The 15,596-nt window shown below is 44.7% G+C and carries 12 protein-coding genes; all 12 read right to left on the reverse strand.

What is annotated here, in order from left to right:
• Nucleotides 1-25: 25 nt before the first annotated feature.
• Entirely contained in the window at nt 26-1,177 is a 1,152-nt protein-coding gene (locus C0979_RS02510; RefSeq protein WP_101694486.1) for a sodium ion-translocating decarboxylase subunit beta, read from the reverse strand.
• Nucleotides 1,178-1,221: 44 nt separating this feature from the next.
• Complete coding sequence (locus C0979_RS02515; RefSeq protein WP_101694487.1) at nt 1,222-1,590, reverse strand: biotin/lipoyl-binding carrier protein; 369 nt, start codon at nt 1,588-1,590, stop codon at nt 1,222-1,224.
• 39 nt (nt 1,591-1,629) lie between these two features.
• Nucleotides 1,630-2,403, reverse strand: a complete 774-nt coding sequence (locus C0979_RS02520) for an OadG family transporter subunit (RefSeq protein ID WP_101694488.1) — start codon at nt 2,401-2,403, stop codon at nt 1,630-1,632.
• Between the two features lie 14 nt (nt 2,404-2,417).
• Nucleotides 2,418-3,857, reverse strand: coding sequence for an acyl-CoA carboxylase subunit beta (locus C0979_RS02525; RefSeq protein WP_101694489.1), 1,440 nt, complete (start codon nt 3,855-3,857; stop codon nt 2,418-2,420).
• A 195-nt stretch (nt 3,858-4,052) separates the two neighbouring features.
• Nucleotides 4,053-6,041, reverse strand: coding sequence for a 2-isopropylmalate synthase (locus C0979_RS02530; RefSeq protein ID WP_101694490.1), 1,989 nt, complete (start codon nt 6,039-6,041; stop codon nt 4,053-4,055).
• 209 nt (nt 6,042-6,250) lie between these two features.
• The gene (locus tag C0979_RS02535; RefSeq protein ID WP_101694491.1) at nt 6,251-7,783 is read right to left on the reverse strand and encodes a sodium:solute symporter family transporter; all 1,533 of its coding nucleotides are present in this window, start codon (nt 7,781-7,783) and stop codon (nt 6,251-6,253) included.
• 146 nt (nt 7,784-7,929) lie between these two features.
• Nucleotides 7,930-8,406 (reverse strand): methylglyoxal synthase, encoded by a 477-nt coding sequence (locus tag C0979_RS02540; protein ID WP_101694492.1) that lies wholly within the window; start codon nt 8,404-8,406, stop codon nt 7,930-7,932.
• Nucleotides 8,393-9,277 (reverse strand): NAD(P)-dependent oxidoreductase, encoded by an 885-nt coding sequence (locus C0979_RS02545; protein WP_101694493.1) that lies wholly within the window; start codon nt 9,275-9,277, stop codon nt 8,393-8,395. The genes C0979_RS02540 and C0979_RS02545 overlap by 14 nt, the downstream gene beginning before the upstream one ends.
• 25 nt (nt 9,278-9,302) lie before the next feature.
• Nucleotides 9,303-9,968, reverse strand: a complete 666-nt coding sequence (locus tag C0979_RS02550; RefSeq protein WP_101694494.1) for an LbetaH domain-containing protein — start codon at nt 9,966-9,968, stop codon at nt 9,303-9,305.
• Nucleotides 9,965-12,013, reverse strand: coding sequence for a DNA topoisomerase (locus C0979_RS02555; RefSeq protein WP_101694495.1), 2,049 nt, complete (start codon nt 12,011-12,013; stop codon nt 9,965-9,967). The genes C0979_RS02550 and C0979_RS02555 overlap by 4 nt, the downstream gene beginning before the upstream one ends.
• Before the next feature lie 56 nt (nt 12,014-12,069).
• Nucleotides 12,070-14,175, reverse strand: a complete 2,106-nt coding sequence (gene ppk1 / locus C0979_RS02560; RefSeq protein WP_101694496.1) for a polyphosphate kinase 1 — start codon at nt 14,173-14,175, stop codon at nt 12,070-12,072.
• A gap of 311 nt (nt 14,176-14,486) precedes the next feature.
• Nucleotides 14,487-15,572: an aspartate-semialdehyde dehydrogenase gene (gene asd / locus C0979_RS02565; protein WP_101694497.1), complete on the reverse strand. Its 1,086-nt coding sequence runs from the start codon at nt 15,570-15,572 to the stop codon at nt 14,487-14,489.
• Nucleotides 15,573-15,596 lie beyond the last annotated feature (24 nt).

Genomic DNA, 15,596 nt, shown 5'->3' on the forward strand with positions numbered 1-15,596 from the left:
TCCTCCATATATAATTATTATATTATTACATTACTCCGAAAATAGCCATAAATGTTCCGGCAGCTACCGCTGTACCGATAACACCGGCAACGTTCGGTCCCATTGCATGCATCAGCAGGAAGTTTGTAGGATCCGCCTCTGCTCCCACCTTCTGGGATACTCTGGCAGCCATCGGCACTGCTGATACACCGGCAGAACCAATCAGTGGATTTACCTTACCATGCGTTGCAATACACATTAATTTACCAAACAGAACACCTGCCGCGGTTCCGAACGCAAACGCGATCAGTCCCAAAGCTACAATTTTCAATGTATCAAGATTCAGGAACGCTTCTGCACTCGTTGTTGCTCCTACGGATGTTCCCAGCAGGATAACGACAATGTACATCAATGCATTGGAAGCCGTATCGGTCAGCTGTCTTACCACTCCTGATTCACGGAATAAGTTACCCAGCATCAACATACCAACCAATGGTGCTGTAGTAGGAAGAATCATACATACGACGATGGTAACAATGATTGGGAACAGGATCTTCTCCAGCTTGGATACTGGTCTTAACTGCTCCATCTTAATCTTACGTTCTTTTTCCGTTGTCAATAATTTCATAATCGGCGGCTGAATAATCGGCACCAGTGACATATAAGAATATGCCGCTACTGCGATCGGTCCAAGAATCGCCGTCTGCTGTAATTTACCGGCAAGGAAGATGGATGTCGGTCCGTCTGCTCCACCGATAATAGAAATTGCTGCCGCTGCCTTATCAGAGAATCCCATTGCCATAGCTCCCAGATAAGCTGCAAAAATTCCAAACTGTGCCGCTGCACCAAGAAGGAAACTCTTCGGATTTGCAATCAGCGGTCCAAAGTCTGTCATCGCTCCTACACCAAGGAAAATCAATGACGGAAGGATGGACCATTCGTCCAGCATGTAGAAGTAGTAGAGCAATCCGCCCGTTCCGTTTGCAGCATCTTCTGCATGCAGCATAATATCCGGATAGATATTAACAAGCAGCATACCAAATGCAATCGGAACCAGAAGCAGAGGCTCAAACCCATGTCTGATTGCCAGATATAGGAACGCACATGCAACCGCAATCATGATCAAATTGCCCCATGTAAGACTGAAAAAAGCGGTCTGATGCACGAGGTTTCCTAATGTTGTTGTTATATATTCCATTTTTTAACCTCCAGTCGTTTCAGTAAACGTCTTCTGCCTATATGCTAGTTCAATGTAGCCAATACCTGTCCAGCATCGATTGCATCGCCTACAGCCACATCAATACTTGCCACGGTTCCGTCTTCCGGTGCCACAACTGGGATCTCCATCTTCATCGCTTCGATAATGACAACAGCGTCACCCTTCTTTACGCTCTGTCCTACACTCGCCTCAACCTTGAATACTTTTCCGGCTGCTCCTGCTTTTACTTCAATAGAACCTGCTCCTGCTGCCTTTGGTGCTGCTTTTGGAGCTGCCTTCGGTGCTGCCTTTGGAGCCGCTTTCGGTGCTGCTGCAGATGCTGCTGCATTTCCGTTTTCTTCTACTGTTACATCATATACATTACCATTTACTGTGATTGTATAGTTTTTCATCTTTCTTAATCCTCCTGATTTTTCGGTATTGGTTATTTCTTACCACTTATTCGATGGACGGCGTCTAATACTTCTCACAGTAAATCCGTCCGTACTGCTGCTTCCTTCTGAAGCTGCGATTGCCGCTGCAATAACTGCAACCAACTCTGTATCATCTGTTACGTCTTCTGCTTCTTCCACACTTGGCGCTGCCTCTGGCTGTACTGCCGGAGCTGCCTTCGGAGCATCCTTTTTCTTCTTGAATGCTGCTTCAATTGCCGGAATGAAACGGAACAGAGAAATCAATGCTGAAATAAAGATCAGTACCACAAACACGGTTCCCATACCAAGCACGGTATTCAGACCTGCTTTTTTCAGAATCTCTCCCGTTGTATATTCCGCATCTACCGTCATACTGTCCAAATACTGATTTTCATCAAACACAAATGTAATATGCGCATCCCGATCTGCAAATTCAGCCTCTGTAGATACTTGTAATTCATCCTTGGAGGCCTCGTACGTATAGTCTCCATGACTTACGTATTCGCCACATTCCTTCTCTGCTGACTGCCATGCATCCAAAGCACCCAAGAATCCATCTTTGGTAAATGGAAGTCCTGCCTGTGTCAGCTGAGACTCCAGCGCAAAGTCTGTCATCGTCTCCCACTGTTCTACCGTATCGTCCTGCATACTGGCACAATACTCGATCAGAAATTCCGTGCTCTGCTGCACTGTAGCTTCATCATACGCCATCGTCTCCTTGCTGCTTCCACAGCCGGTAAAGCACAGCGTCACTGCAAGTCCACAGAATAATAAGCTAATTTTCTTTCTCACTTTGCCTCACCTCTCTAAACCGTTCCATGCTTTTTCATCGGACGATCTTCTCTCTTTGTGAATAACATTTCAAAAGCACCGATCACATACTTTCTGGTATCTTCCGGCTCAATGATCGTATCCACATATCCTCTTCTTGCTGCAGATAACGGGCTGGACTGTAATTCCTTATATTCTGCTGCTTTTTCTTTCAATGTCGCAGCGTCTGCTCCTGCATACATAATCTTTGCTGCAAGTGCTGCATCCATCATTCCAATCTCTGCATTTGGCCATGCATAGACCATATCTGCACCTACAGATTTGCTGTTCATGCTCACATAAGCTGTTCCAAACGCTTTACCGATCACAACATTTACCTTCGGAACGGTTGCATTTGCGAATGCATAAGTCAGTCTTGCTGTCTGTCTTGCAAGATCTTTCTCTTCTTCCATGCCTGCCTTGAAGCCAGATACGTTGGTAAGTGTCAGAACCGGAATATTAAATGCATCACAGAAAGATACGAACTCTGCTGCTTTCTTTGCTCCGTCTGCTGATAAAGAGCCATCGAATTCTGCAACCACTTCTGCCTCTTCATTATAAACTTTGGAACGGTTTGCAACTGCTCCAACAGTCATTCCGTTCAAACGGATAAATCCTGTTACCATATCCTGTGCGAAATATTTCTTTGTCTCAAAGAAGATACCTTCATCAGAGATGGATGCCAGTGCAATCGCTGTATCCTCTGCTGCATTCTCGATTCCTTCGCATGCACGGTTCAAATCATCGTTGCACTCATCATAAGAAGCATCTTCCTCATTATTACATGGAAGCATGCATACCAGAGTACGGATGTTTTCCAACATCTCTTCCTCTGTTCCCATATCATCTACAAGACCTGCTGTCTCTGCCTGATATTTTGCAGAAGAGGTATCGTTCTTGGAGATCTCATTTCCAGGAATTGCATTTGGAGAATTGACAAAGAGTTTGCCTTTCTTTTCTTCCATAAATGTAAAGTCTGTCATAGCCGGAACTACGGATAATCCTCCTCCGCATGTACCGAATACAGCTGTAATCTGTGGAATCACACCAGAAGCCAGTGCCTGTTTCAGATAAAGTCCGCCGAATGCCTCCAGCGCGTCTGTCGCCTCCTGAAGTCTCATTCCGGCACAATCGATCAATCCGATCACTGGTGCCCCCATCTTCATTGCCATATCATAAATGTTAGCAATCTTCTTTGCATGCATCTCACCGATTGCTCCGTTTAACACGGATACATCCTGGCTGTATACATATACCAGGTTTCCATCGATTACTCCGTATCCGGTGATAACACCGTCTGCCGGAGTTGCTTTGTCCTGCAGATTGAAATCTGTATTTCTGGCTGTTACAGCGCCGCCGATTTCAACAAAACTGCCTGCATCAAGCAAAGAATTAATTCTTGCGCTTGCTGCGCTTTCTGTTGCCATGTTGCCCATAGTCAAATCCTCCATTTTCTAAGATATTAAAAGTTGGTTAATACCAAATTTTTTGCCAATTATATTATATATCTTTTCTTCCGATTGCGCAACAGTTTTTCCCTATTTTCGTTAAGAAATTGACAAACAAATATGGACACCTTTTTTCAAGATGCCCACACGCTTTTCTCCTTGTTTATATTCTCTTTTTTCTGCCTATTTCTGGCTCCTGAACTGCATTGGCGTCATATCGTACGCCTTCTTAAACAGCCGGTTAAAATGTTCTACATTTTGATACCCAACTGTGAGCGCAATATTCTCTACCGTCATATTACTGCTCTTAAGAAGCGCTCTTGCCTTCTTCATCCGAATCTGTTTTACCAACTCGCCAAAGGTCATTCCGGATTTTTCCTTGATGTATTTGGACAGATACGGCTTTGACAAATAGAATTTTTCCGCCAAATCATCCAGTGTAATATCAATATAGTTTGCCTGAATATAATTCAGCATCTCGATCATCCTTGGATCTTTACATCCTTCGGAATTCCCGATTTCATCAATTTTATTGACCGCTACCGTCAGCGCCTCCATAGACGCGCTGATAATATCTGCATCAATACCAACTCCCCAGAAGGTCTTTCCCTTGAAAACGATTCCCACATATGCCACCGCTTTAGAAGATGATCCTTTCGTCAGGGAATGCTCCTCATAAAAGCTCAGCTCATAACTAATATTAAAATATTGCTTGATTGCATTGCTGACCGCATCCAGACGTCCATTTCCCATAGCCGCTATGGTGTGCACCTTATTCTCATGGTTCAGCGTCACCTCTGCAGTAATTCCATCTGCCTGTTTAAAATGGCACTCGTCAATATGGAACACCGGCTTGGTATTCACATAATGATCGGAGAAAATCTGGTATACCCAGTCAGCCGTCAGTTCCTTGTGTGCTTTATCAGAAATATCCTTCACCAGATATCCCACTTCGGAACGCATTTCCTGCGGAAGATTGATTCCATGGCTCTGCTTCAGAATATAGTTCACACCGCCCTTACCGGACTGACTGTTAATCCGAATCACATCCGAATCATACTGGCGTCCCACATCCTGCGGGTCAATCGGAAGATACGGAACAGACCATGTTTCGCATGCCTTCTCTTCACGGTATGCCATTCCCTTGGCAATCGCATCCTGATGAGATCCTGAAAAAGCGGTAAACACCAGGTCTCCTGCATAAGGCTGACGCTCATATACATGCATCCTGGTCAGTCGCTCATAGGTTTCCCGAAGACGCTTCATATCTGAAAAGTCAAGCCCCGGATCTACTCCATGGGAAAACATATTCATTCCCATTGTAATCAGATCCACATTTCCAGTCCGCTCTCCATTGCCAAACAGCGTTCCTTCGATTCTGTCTGCTCCTGCCAGCACACCAAGTTCCGCCGTCGCCACGCCGCATCCTCTGTCGTTATGCGGGTGCAGACACAGAATAACGCTGTCGCGGTATTTTAAATGTTTATTGACATATTCCAACTGACAGGCAAATACATGCGGCATTGCATTTTCTACCGTAGTCGGAATATTGATAATTGCTTTATTGTCCTGCGTCGGCTTCCACACATCTAAAACTGCATTGCAGACGTCCACCGCGTAATCCACTTCCGTCCCCGAAAAACTCTCCGGACTATACTGGAAGGTAAAGTTTCCATCCGTCTCAGATGCCAGTTCAAGAAGAAGCTTCGCTCCGTCTACTGCAATCTGCTTAATCTCTTCTTTGCTTTTCCGAAATACCTGTTCCCGCTGCGCAACCGACGTGGAATTATACAGGTGAATCACAGCGTGAGGCGCTCCTTTTACAGCCTCAAAGGTCTTCTTAATGATATGTTCTCTGGCCTGCGTTAATACCTGAACCGTCACATCATCCGGAATCATATTCTTCTCAATCAGGGTCCGCATAAACTGATATTCCGTCTCAGACGCTGCCGGGAATCCTACTTCTATCTCTTTTAATCCGATGTCTACCAGCATCTGAAAGAATTCCAGCTTTTCCTCCAGGCTCATAGGTTCAATCAACGCCTGGTTTCCATCTCTAAGATCCACGCTGCACCAAATCGGAGGCTTTTCAATATATTCCTTTTTCACCCAGTCATAAGTTACCTCCGGTGGCATAAAATATGCACGTTCATACTTCTGATAATTCTCCATTGTTGCATTCCTCTCCTTCTTATATCCTATTTTGAAAGGCTTTGCTTGCGAAAGTCATTCGGATAATATTCATCAACTTTGTTGTTTATTTTTAACACTCTTTTATCCTATCATATGTGTTTTTAAAATTTAAGTGACATTTTTAATCACTTTTATTGATCTTTTTTAATCTTTCCAATCTTTCATCCCAATTCTTCTACTCCCGACAATTATTTCTGGTCTCCAAGGGAAGATTTTCTAGAAATCACAACCTTTTCTTCATAACACTCAAAGATCTGATCCACCTGTTCCCGTTTCGGCTTCGGCGTCAGCAAACTGACCACAGGCACCACCACAAGTCCCGCCGCCATGGCAAATGCTCCTGCATTAATGGGAGACTCAATATAACCGATCACCATGTTTGATACAGTAATTCCTACACCAACGGCAAAGCTTGCCCACACAGAGGCTTTCGTCACCCGTTTCCAGTATAATCCGTAGAGGAACGGCGCCAGGAATGCTCCCGCCAGCGCTCCCCAGGAGATTCCCATCAGCTGGGCGATAAATGTCGGCGGATTCCATGCCAGAAGTACCGACACCGCAATAAAAAATACGACCAGAATCTGCATCACCCGAATCTGTTTCTTTTCACTCATCTCCTGCATCAACGTATCCTTCAGGAAATCAAGGGTCAGTGTGGAACTGGAAGTCAACACCAGTGACGCCAATGTCGACATGGAAGCAGACAGAACCAACACCACCACAATTCCGATCAGAATATCCGGAAGGGAAGAAAGCATATGAGGAATAATACTGTCAAATACCACCACGCCAGATGCATCGTAAATTTCTTTCCCGTCAAACAGACGCCCAAATCCTCCAAGGAAGTAACACCCCCCGGAAATAATCACCGCGAAGATCGTGGAGATCACGGTTCCTGTATGGATGGATTTTTCATCCTTGATTGCGTAAAACTTTCCGACCATCTGCGGCAGCCCCCAAGTTCCAAGAGAAGTCAAAATAACAACTCCCAGAAGGTTCAAAGGATCTGGTCCGAAGAAGGAAGTAAATGCTCCCGGCTGCCCCAGTGTCACCGGAATATCACTTGGAATCTCCGCCATCTTCTCTATCGCTTCCAAAAATCCTCCCTGACCGCTAAGCACAGAGGCAATGACTGCCACAATTCCAATCAGCATAATAATTCCCTGAATAAAATCATTAATAGCCGTCGCCATATAACCTCCCAGAATCACGTAGATTCCTGTAAAGACCGCCATCCCTGCCACACACACTGTATAAGGTATGTGAAACGCCATTTCAAAGAGCCGTGACAGCCCATTGTAGATAGACGCTGTATAAGGCACCAGAAAGACGAACACGATCACCGATGCCGCAATCTTTAAAGCACGGCTTCCGTATCTGTTCCCGAAGAAATCCGGCATTGTTCTGGAACCTAAGTGCTGCGTCATTACCTTCGTCCGTCTTCCCAGAACGACCCACGCCAGAAGACTTCCAATCACTGCATTTCCAATTCCAATCCAGGTAGAAGACAACCCGTACTTCCAGCCAAACTGTCCGGCATATCCAACAAATACTACTGCAGAGAAATAGGAGGTTCCATATGCGAACGCTGTCAGCCACGGTCCCGCCGACCGTCCACCCAGCACAAATCCATCTACGCTCGTTACATGCTTTCTTGCATAAAGTCCGACTGCTACCATAACAGCAAAAAATACGATTAGTAATGCAATCTTAATCCCCATATCTGTTCTCCTTTTCTCTTTGTTTCGTCTTACTTTAAAGCGTTGCGCTTTAAAGCATTAAAGTTTTCTTCATAAGAATAACACACTGCTAAAAGAAATGCAAGTAAAAACAGGGCAGAAAGCCTTTTTGCCTTCTGCCCTGTTTTTTAACGCATTTTCTCGACCCGGTCCTGAATCGTTTTATTAAAATTCTCTACCTTCCGGCTGTATTCTTCTGTCATAAACTTAGAATTCAGCATAAAGTCTGCTGTTGCCAGGTTATTCGCTACCGGAATGTCATACACTACCGCGATTCTAAGAAGCGCTTTCACATCCGGATCGTGAGGCTGTGCCTCCAAAGGATCCCAAAGGAAGATCATAAAATCCACCTGGCCTTCCACAATCTTGGCGCCAATCTGCTGATCTCCTCCCAGAGGACCGCTGTTATAAGCTCTTACCGGCAGTCCCGTTTTATCTGCGATCAGTCTGGCCGTAGTTCCGGTTCCACATAAGAAATGCCCTTTTAAGACATCCTTGTTCTTATCGCACCACTCAACCAGTTCCTTCTTCTTTCCATCGTGCGCAACCAGCGCAATGCGTTTCGCTTTTCCAATCTCGAAAGATACATAATTATCGTTCATCATCTGCATTTCCTCCTTCATAATATTTCATCAGCGCCTGAGTTCCCAATTCTCCATACCCTTCTGCTTCTAATTCCTCATAGTTGGCAAGTACCTGACTTAACACGTCTAAGCTTAGGCCACTTCTGTTCGCCTCAATAAGCGCCAGCTTCATATCCTTAACAAAATGTTTCAGGAAAAATCCCGGCGCATAGTCTCCTGCCAAAATCTTCGGTCCAAAGGTATCAAGCTGTTTACTTCCCGCAGCTCCGGTTGCCACTGATTTCAAAACGGTATCAAGGTTCATCCCTTTGGCTTTCGCATAGGTAAGCGCTTCACAGACGCCAGACAATGTGCCTGCGATCATAATCTGATTGGCCATTTTGGCATGCTGGCCACATCCTGCGCTTCCCTGATAATTGATATTCGTTCCCATGGCTTTAAAAAGCGGCAGACAGGCCTCATAATCTTCCTGTTTTCCTCCCACGAGGATGGACAGCGTCCCTGCCTTCGCACCACCGTCGCCTCCGGTTACCGGCGCATCCAGCACGCGGCACCCTTTCTGCTGTCCGGCTTCGCTGATCTTCTCAGCCAGCATAGGACTGGTCGTTGTCATATCAATCAAATAGGTGCCTTCCTTCACGCTGTCTAAAATATTGCCTTCTTCAAAATATACTTCCTCTACATCTTTCGGAAAGCCAACAATTGTAATTACCGCGTCGCATCCTGTCACACAATCCTTTATGGTTTCATGGAATACCGCTCCTTCTGCAATGACGTCTTCCACCTTTTCTTTGTGTCTTGCAAAAATATGAAGCTCATATCCCGCCTTCATCAAATTACGAACCATGGATTTCCCCATAATTCCAACTCCGATAAATCCGATTTTCTTCATTGTACTCTCCTTTTATATTCCGCTTTTATTGTTTTTCAACTACTTCTCCCTGTCTTTTGTAAATACTCTCCTGCGGAACAAACCCTCTGACACTGGAAAGAGGATAAATATTCGTACGCTTTCCTACGACACTTCCCGGATTCAGCACAGTTCCACATCCTACTTCTACTTCATCACCAAGCATTGCACCGAATTTTTTCAGTCCGGTTTCCAGATTCCCTTCTGCCGTCTTAACCACAACCAGCTTTTTATCCGACTTCACATTGGATGTAATGGAACCGGCTCCCATATGCGCCTTGTATCCAAGGATAGAATCTCCCACATAATTGTAATGAGGTACCTGCACCTTGTTAAACAGAATGACATTCTTAAGTTCTGTAGAATTTCCTACCACCGCACCTTCTCCTACAATTGCATTTCCCCGAATAAACGCGCCATGCCGAACTTCTGCATCTTTCCCGATAATGGCTGGTCCATGAATATAAGCCGATTCAAATACATGTGCAGATTTTGCAATCCACACATCCTCTCCCACTCGGTCATATTCCTCTTCCGGAAGTGTTTCTCCTAATTTTAAAATAAAATCATGAATCTTTGACAATACTTCCCATGGATAAACCGCACCCTCAAAAATCTCTGCCGCAATGGTCTCATCCAATGTATATAGTTCCTGAATTGTTAATGCTTTCATCTCTTCTTATCTCCTTTTTTACTATTTGCCGTCGTCTTATAAAACTGCGCCGCCTTGTCATAACAGCCACGAAGCTGCCACTGATTTGCCAGCCCTTTGACTCCCTGCGTTCTGCTGACAATAAAATGATCCAGCTTCTGCATATATTCTTCCGGTGTGATCTCTCCGTCCGCCACGTAATTAAGTCCCTTTTCCCAGCTGGCTGTAAGCTCTGGATTCAAAAGCGATTTAATCGAGTGATCCACCACATCGTAAATCATCTCGCCCAACATGGTTGGCGTTACAATCTGCGTCTTTTTATTCAACGCCAGATATTTGTTGTGGAACAATTTTTTCAGGATTTCACCCCTGGTCGCACTGGTTCCAATTCCGCTTCCCTTAATCTGTGCACGAAGCTCCTCATCCTCGATCAGCTGCCCGGCATTTTCCATCGCAAGGATCAAAGACCCGGAATTGTAACGCTTTGGCGGCGACGTCTTTCCTTCTTTGATCGCGAGATTGGAAACCTCCAAAGACATCCCCTTTTTCAACGTCTGTATTTTCTGAAAAAAGGCTGCATCGGCGTCACGATCGTCTTCGGACTCTTCTTCCTGCTCTTCTTTTTCCTTCTTTAACGCCTGTGGCTTCGCCACCTTCAGATACCCTTCCTCTGCCAGCACCTTAAAGCTTGAGAAGAAAGACTCTTCCTTTATCTTCGTCACAATCGCCACTTTTTGGTACACCGCAGGCGGGTAAAAGATACTTAAGAACCTGCGCACAATTACATCATACACCATTCCTCCCAATCGTGGAAGAGAAGAAAGTGCATTCATTCCCTGTCCCGTCGGAATAATGGCATAGTGATCTGTAATCTGCTTATCATTTACATAGCGGGTTTTCTCCAGGCCTTTGTAACTCCCAAAAGATACAATTTCCTGAAGATACGGTACCGCCGGATCATATTTCATCAGACCATTTAAGTTTTTGTGAATCTCTTTTGCCACCGCAGTAGACAAAACTCTGGCATCCGTTCTCGGATAGGTCACCAATTTCTTTTCGTACATCTCCTGAACAATCCGAAGGGTCTCATCCGGGCTGATCTTAAAGCGCTTGGAGCACTCGTTCTGAAGTTCCGCCAGATTAAATAAAAGCGGAGGATTCTTCTTTTCCTTCTTTTTCTCAATGGTGGCAATCTGACACTTTAGAGGTTTTCCCTCTTCTGTTCCTTCCCGAAGCCAGCGGATCAATTCTTCTGCCTTTTCTTTCGTCTTAAAGCCATTTTCCTTATACAAATCAAAGGACTCAAAATAACGGGAGCCTTGCACTGCTCTCCATTCTCCTTCAAACCCCAGTTCTGATCCTCCGATCGTACTGATTACCCGGTAGAAGGGAGTCTCAACGAACTCCCGGATCTCCCGTTCCCGACGTACTACCATCCCCAGAACGCAAGTCATAACCCGCCCCACAGAAATGACCGAATATTTTGTATGTAAATAATTAGAAATACTGTTCCCATATTTCAATGTCAGAAGTCTGGAAAAATTAATTCCCATCAAATAGTCTTCTTTTGCCCGCAGATAAGCCGACGCAGAAAGATTGTCATATTCTTTCAAATCTTTTGCTTCACGAATCCCTCGAAGAATCTCTTCCTCTGTCTGAGAATCGATCCACACCCTTCTTCGCTCCTTGCCATGGACACCTGCCTGTTGTTCCACCAGTCGGTAAATATACTCTCCTTCCCGTCCGGAGTCGGTGCACACATAAATGGTATCCACGTCCTCCCTGTTTAAAAGGCCTGCCACAATCTTAAACTGCTTTGCCACTGCAGGAATCACCTCATATTGGAACTCCTGCGGAATGAATGGCAGTGTTTCCAGATTCCATCGCTTCAGCGCCGGATCATAGGCTTCCGGATAGCTCATGGTAACCAGATGTCCCACGCACCAGGTAACCACCGCATCTTCAGATTCCAAATATCCGTCCTGCCGTCTTGTCTTCATCTTTAATGCTTTGGCAAATTCCTGTGCAACACTTGGTTTTTCCGCGATATAAAGTGATTTCCCCATAAATATTATTCTAACTCCTTATATTTACTGTCTTTTATACCAGGCGGCAATACTCATTACCTCCGAAACAGACTCCTGATTCGTGCTGCAAAACTTTCTTTTTTCTCCTCCGGCTCTTTTCTTGCCGCCTGCAGAGCTTCTTCCATAAACACTGCCTGAGAATCAATAAATGGCTCGGACTGCTCCTTTTTTCGATAACTTCCGTCTCTTTGCAGCACCCTGGCTTTGATATTATCTTCCAGCATAATTTTCAAATAATGATTGATCTGTTCCTTAACCTCTTTATCCCGAACCGGACATGCAACTTCTACACGCTTCTCTGTGTTTCTCGTCATCATATCTGCAGAGCCAATATAAATTTTCTGCTCCGCTCCAGTTCCGAAACTAAAAATTCGCGGATGCTCCAGATAGCGCCCTACCACGCTCATCACCCGCAGATTGTCGGTATATCCCGGTACTTGCGGAAGTATACAACAAATTCCCCGGACAATCAAGTCAATTTTCACACCTGCACGAGACGCCTCTGATACTTTCTCGATAAAATCCGTATCCGTTACGGAATTCATTTTCATAATGATTCTTCCGTTGCTTCCTTTCAAAATTTCCTCATCCATCAGGGCAAGCACCGTCTGTTTCAGACTGGTCGGCGCCACAATCAGATGATGATAACTTCCATTCAGATTACTGATCGACATATTTTTAAAGAACTCTGCGGCATCCATTCCAATCTCTGGATTGGCAGTCATCAATGACAAGTCCGTATACATAGCAGCTGTCTTCTCATTATAATTTCCAGTACCAATCTGCGTAATATATTGAATCTCTCCTCGATTCCGGTAAGTGATAAGACAGATTTTAGAATGCACCTTATATCCTTCAAATCCATAAATCACCCGACAGCCTGCTTCTTCTAGTCTCTCCGACCATTCAATATTATTCTGTTCATCAAATCTGGCCCGAAGCTCGATAAGTACCGTGACTTCTTTGCCATTTTCCGCTGCTGCACAAAGATATTCCACCAGTCTTGCTTTCTTTGCCAGACGATAAATGGTAATTTTAATGGTCATAACATTCGGATCCACAGAAGCTTCTTTTATGAGCTTCAAAAATGGATTCATACTCTCATAAGGATAGAATAACAATAAATCCTTCTTCCGAATCTGCTTCATCATACTGCCGCTTGTCACTCTCGCAGATTCCTGCGGTGAAAATGCCGGGTAAGTCAATGATTTTTTCATAGGCTCCGGAAGATTTCCACTCATCGCAAAAATGTAGGAAAGCTTCATAGGCATTTTAGTACGGAAGATCTGATATGGTTTAATATCGAACTTCTCGCAGAAATATTTCTGCGTTTCGTCATTTAACTTCTCTGCCACTTCCAGACGCACCACAGACATTTTGCGACGTCTGTGAATGGTCTTTTGCATTAGTTTGCGGAAATCATCCGTAACTTCCAGGCCTTCATCATCCGGCGAAACGTCCCCGTTTCTGGTTACGCAGATATAATTAGCATCAGAAACCGTATACTGCTCAAATACCAGATCCAAGAACTCCAGAATCACCTTCTCCATGCGGATATAACGGATATCATGCCCCGGAAGATACAGCACATCTGAAATATACTGAGGCACAGGAACAATTCCCAGCATGGATTTCTCTTTCCATTTCAATGTCGCTGTCACATAGATTTCTTTATTAATCAGATGTGGAAACGGATGATTCGCATCCACAATCTGTGGAGACAGAACCGGAAGGACCTGTTCCTTAAAGTACTTCTTTACATATTTCTTTTCTGTCTGCTCAAGCTCCTTAAAGTCCAGCCCGCACACCCCATAAGGATGCAGCTGCTTCTTGATATCTGCGTAAGTCTTATCTCGTTCTTTGTAAAGCGGCGCAACCGCCTCATAAATCTTTGCGAGCTGCTCCCCTGCCGTCATTCCGGAACGGCTGTCCACCGCCTTTTCATCCGTGTGTACCATATCAAATAAACTTCCCACACGAATCATAAAAAACTCATCCAGATTACTGGTAAAAATTGCAACAAACTTCATGCGCTCCAACAGCGGAACGGTGATATCTCTTGCCTCTTCCAGTACCCTCTTATTAAATTCCAGCCATGATAATTCACGGTTCTGTGTGTAATTCAAGATTTCCTTTCTCATGGATAGCCTCCCCTTCTTCTCACGGTGTTCGAGCTGAATATCTGACGAAAATGTCAAAAACTTCCACTTATAAAACGTGATATCAAGCATGCATTTTCTGAAAGAGGCAGATAAGATATAATATCTGCTGTATGGAATGTTCTAGATACTCAGCACTCAAATATGCCAAATAAGATAATAGAAAATATATTTTTTATCATCTTAACATAAGCAACACCCAGTCTCAAGTAGAAAGCATGTTAAGTTCTTGTTAAAATTGATTATTTCAACGACAAAAAGGACAGAAAATCTCTGTCCTTTTTGTCGTGATCTTATTTTGCCTTAATATATCCCTTCGCAGTCAGCGCCTCTGCACAGAGCACTGCTCCGCCTGCTGCTCCTCGAACCGTATTATGAGAAAGTCCGATAAATTTGAAATCGAACATAGAGTCCTCTCTCAATCGTCCAATGGACACACCCATACCATTCTCATAATCCACATCCATTGTTACCTGCGGACGATTATCCTCTTCCAAATACTGGATAAACTGCTTTGGCGCGCTTGGAAGCTCTGCCTCCTGTGGGAATCCCTTGAAGTTTACCAGCTTCTCAATCAGCTGTTCCTTCGTAGGCTTCTTCTCGAAATTGATAAAGACTGCTGCCGTATGTCCATTCAATACCGGTACACGCACGCACTGACAGGTAATCTTTGGAAGACTTGCCTTGACGATCTCACCATTTTCTACCTTTCCAAGCACACGAAGCGGTTCCTGCTCGCTCTTCTCCTCTTCTCCGCCAATGAACGGAATAATATTTCCTTCCATCTCCGGCCAATCCTTAAATGTCTTTCCTGCACCGGAAATTGCCTGATAGGTTGTTGCAACTACTTCCTTTGGCTCAAACTCTTGCCACGCTGCAAGGCATGGCGCATAACTCTGGATAGAACAATTTGGCTTTACCGCAATAAATCCACGTGTTGTTCCCAGACGCTTCTTCTGATCAGCAATCACATCAAAATGATCGGCATTGATCTCCGGTACAACCATCGGTACGTCCGGTGTCCAGCGGTGCGCGCTGTTATTGGATACTACCGGAGTCTCTGTCTTTGCATAAGCCTCTTCAATCGCTTTGATTTCATCTTTTGTCATGTCCACCGCACTGAATACAAAATCAACCGTTTCCGCTACTGCTTCCACTTCATTGACATTATGTACAATCAGATTCTTTACAGCTTCCGGCATCGGAGTCGTCATCTTCCAACGTCCGCCAACAGCTTCCTCATATGTCTTTCCGGCAGATCTTGGGCTTGCCGCAACTGTCACCACTTCAAACCACGGATGATTCTCTAAAAGCGCAATAAACCGCTGTCCTACCATTCCCGTTGCTCCCAAAATTCCCACTCTTAATTTCTGTTCCATGTTCCTTCCTCTCCTTTTCTTGGT

This window comes from Dorea phocaeensis (assembly GCF_900240315.1).
Classification (GTDB): domain Bacteria; phylum Bacillota; class Clostridia; order Lachnospirales; family Lachnospiraceae; genus Dorea_B; species Dorea_B phocaeensis.

Coding starts and splice junctions, on each gene's coding strand:
- C0979_RS02510 (WP_101694486.1), bottom strand. CDS start 1,177: ATGGAATATATAACAACAACATTAGGAAACCTCGTGCATCAGACCGCT.
- C0979_RS02515 (WP_101694487.1), bottom strand. CDS start 1,590: ATGAAAAACTATACAATCACAGTAAATGGTAATGTATATGATGTAACA.
- C0979_RS02525 (WP_101694489.1), bottom strand. CDS start 3,857: ATGGGCAACATGGCAACAGAAAGCGCAGCAAGCGCAAGAATTAATTCT.
- C0979_RS02530 (WP_101694490.1), bottom strand. CDS start 6,041: ATGGAGAATTATCAGAAGTATGAACGTGCATATTTTATGCCACCGGAG.
- C0979_RS02535 (WP_101694491.1), bottom strand. CDS start 7,783: ATGGGGATTAAGATTGCATTACTAATCGTATTTTTTGCTGTTATGGTA.
- C0979_RS02540 (WP_101694492.1), bottom strand. CDS start 8,406: ATGATGAACGATAATTATGTATCTTTCGAGATTGGAAAAGCGAAACGC.
- C0979_RS02545 (WP_101694493.1), bottom strand. CDS start 9,277: ATGAAGAAAATCGGATTTATCGGAGTTGGAATTATGGGGAAATCCATG.
- C0979_RS02550 (WP_101694494.1), bottom strand. CDS start 9,968: ATGAAAGCATTAACAATTCAGGAACTATATACATTGGATGAGACCATT.
- C0979_RS02555 (WP_101694495.1), bottom strand. CDS start 12,013: ATGGGGAAATCACTTTATATCGCGGAAAAACCAAGTGTTGCACAGGAA.
- ppk1 (WP_101694496.1), bottom strand. CDS start 14,175: ATGAGAAAGGAAATCTTGAATTACACACAGAACCGTGAATTATCATGG.
- asd (WP_101694497.1), bottom strand. CDS start 15,572: ATGGAACAGAAATTAAGAGTGGGAATTTTGGGAGCAACGGGAATGGTA.